Here is a 2,117-nt window from a genome sequence, read left to right as displayed (position 1 = left end):
AGCCGGAGACGCGGCCGAGCATGCCGGGCGGGGCCACGTCGATCAGCAGCGCGTTGTAGAAGACGGACGACAGCTCGAAGGCGATGGTGGCGACGACGACCAGCAGCATCGCCGGCAGGATCCAGGACGGGTCCGGCGCCATGAACCAGAGCAGCGCCGTCGGCACCACGGCCGCGACGACGCAGGCGGCGAGCCAGGCCCTGCGCCGCCCGCCATGATCGGCGACCGCGCCGAGGATCGGGCTCAGCAGGACGATGGCGCCGCCCGCGATGCCGATGGCGTTGCCCCACAGCTCGGTGCCGCGAACGGGGTCGCCGACGATCCCTTTGCTGAAATAGGCGGAGAAGACGAAGGTGCCGATGAGGGTGTTGAAGGCGCTCATCGCCCAGTCGTAGAGACACCAGCCGAAGATCGCGGCCCGCCCGTTGGCGCGAGGGGCGGAGGCGGCCTCGGCGGTCATGGATGGGCCCCGAGCGCCACCCGGACCCGACAGGAAAGGTCAGTAGTCCCCCCTCCCCTCGCGGGAGGGGGGCAGGGGAGGGGTTCGCGCCGTAAGCACAGGCCCCGGTTCCGCAGCCCGACAGCCGGAATCTCTCAATCCGGCAGGGCCGGCTCTCTTCGATCGACAACCCCCTCCCCTACCCCCCTCCCGCAGGGGGAGGGGGGACTCGATGGGGCTTGGGAGGCGATCAGGAGGCCGGAGGCCTCAGCCCCAGGGCCCGCGGCCCTGGCCCTGCGCGAGGCCCGCCATGCGCTGGAGCGCGGCGACGCGGTTCGCGGTCTTCGGGTGAGTCGAGAACAGGCTGTCGACCGCATGGGCGTGCAGGGGATTGATGATGAACATGTGGGCGGTGGCGGGGTTCCGCTCCGCCGCACCGTAGTCGATCCGCTGCGAGAACGCCTCGATCTTTTCCAGGGCCGAGGCCAGCCACAGCGGCCGGCCGCAGATCTCGGCCCCGACCCGGTCGGCCTCGTACTCACGGCTGCGGCTGATCGCCATCTGCACCAGCATGGCGGCGAGCGGCGCCAGGATCACGGTCAGGATCACGCCGATGAAGCCGAGCGGGTTGTTGCGGTTGTCGCCGCCGCCGAAGAACAGGCCGAAATTCGCCAGCATCGACAGGGCGCCGGCGATGGTGGCGGTGATCGTCATGATCAGCGTGTCGCGGTTGCGGACATGCGCCAGCTCATGCGCCATCACGCCCGCCACCTCTTCCGCCGACAGCCGGCGCAGCAGGCCGGTGGTGGCGGCCACGGCTGCGTTCTGCGGGTTGCGGCCGGTGGCGAAGGCGTTCGGCTGGTCGGTGTCGATGATGTAGACCCGCGGCATCGGCAGTTGCGCCTGCTCGGCCAGCCTTGCGACCAGATTGTAGAAGTCGGGCGCGGTGCGGGCATCGACCTCGCGCGCATTGTGCATGCGCAGCACCATCTTGTCCGCGTTCCAGTAGGCGAACAGGTTCATGCCCACCGCCACCAGAAGCGCGATCATCATTCCGCCCTGCCCGCCCAGCAGCCAGCCCGCCGCCATGAACAGCGCGGTGAGGGCCGCCAGCAGCATCGCCGTGCGGATATAGCCCGACATCAATTCCTCCGTCCGTCTCGTCCCGGATGAAATGGCCCCGGCCCGCTTCCGATCAAGCCTGGACACCGTGGCGAGGCAGGGCCATATCCGGGGGATGAGCAGGACCGAGACCCCCAAGCCGCTGTCGCCGCAGGAACTGGCCGAGCGCATCGACCCGCGCACCGGCGCGCCGGTCGAGATCGTGCCCCAGCCGCCCGGCGAGATCGGCGGCCCGAAGGGGCCGGAGCCGACCCGCTACGGCGACTGGGACGTGAACGGCCGCTGCTCGGACTTCTGAGCCCGGGGGCGCGGGCTCTCCGCGCTCAATCCCGGGTCGCGTCGCGCGCCGAGTCCGCCAGCTGCCGGCGCAGCCAGGCATGGGCCGGGTCGTCCTGCCGCCGCTCGTGCCAGATCATCGACACGGTGAAGCGTTCGGCCTCGAGCGGCAGCTCCAGCACCTCGATCGGCGCCGTGGCGGCGACGCGGCGCGCCAGCCGGCGCGGCAGCGACAGGATCATGTCGCTCTCGGCCACCAGCATCGGCGCGGCGATGAAAT

General features: G+C 70.8%; 3 protein-coding genes and 1 pseudogene. 1 reads left to right on the top strand and 3 read right to left on the bottom strand.

What is annotated here, in order from left to right; all coding sequences use genetic code 11:
- Nucleotides 1–460 (bottom strand): MFS transporter (locus P409_RS32570; protein ID WP_034848416.1); only part of this gene is annotated, 460 nt, incomplete at its 3' end.
- 246 nt (nucleotides 461–706) lie between these two features.
- The gene (htpX, locus tag P409_RS32565) at nucleotides 707–1,582 is read right to left on the bottom strand and encodes a zinc metalloprotease HtpX (protein ID WP_034848413.1); all 876 of its coding nucleotides are present in this window, start codon (nucleotides 1,580–1,582) and stop codon (nucleotides 707–709) included.
- Between the two features lie 94 nt (nucleotides 1,583–1,676).
- Between htpX and P409_RS32560 the strand changes: the two genes are divergently transcribed.
- Nucleotides 1,677–1,859 carry a DUF1674 domain-containing protein gene (locus tag P409_RS32560; protein WP_034848419.1) on the top strand — a complete coding sequence of 61 codons (183 nt, stop codon included), beginning with the start codon at nucleotides 1,677–1,679 and terminating at the stop codon, nucleotides 1,857–1,859.
- A 25-nt stretch (nucleotides 1,860–1,884) separates the two neighbouring features.
- Here P409_RS32560 and P409_RS39600 read toward each other — a convergent pair.
- Nucleotides 1,885–2,117 (bottom strand): annotated as a pseudogene (locus P409_RS39600) (LysR family transcriptional regulator); the annotation flags it as partial.

Origin of the sequence: Inquilinus limosus MP06 (genome assembly GCF_000767795.1) — a bacterium.
Classification (GTDB): domain Bacteria; phylum Pseudomonadota; class Alphaproteobacteria; order DSM-16000; family Inquilinaceae; genus Inquilinus; species Inquilinus limosus_E.
The sequence above is the reverse complement of the archived record's forward strand: the minus strand, read 5'-3'. Positions and strand labels throughout refer to the sequence as shown.

What these genes read in the sequence shown, in the direction of transcription:
- htpX (WP_034848413.1), bottom strand. Translation starts at nt 1,582, where the DNA reads ATGTCGGGCTATATCCGCACGGCGATGCTGCTGGCGGCCCTCACCGCG.
- P409_RS32560 (WP_034848419.1), top strand. Translation starts at nt 1,677, where the DNA reads ATGAGCAGGACCGAGACCCCCAAGCCGCTGTCGCCGCAGGAACTGGCC.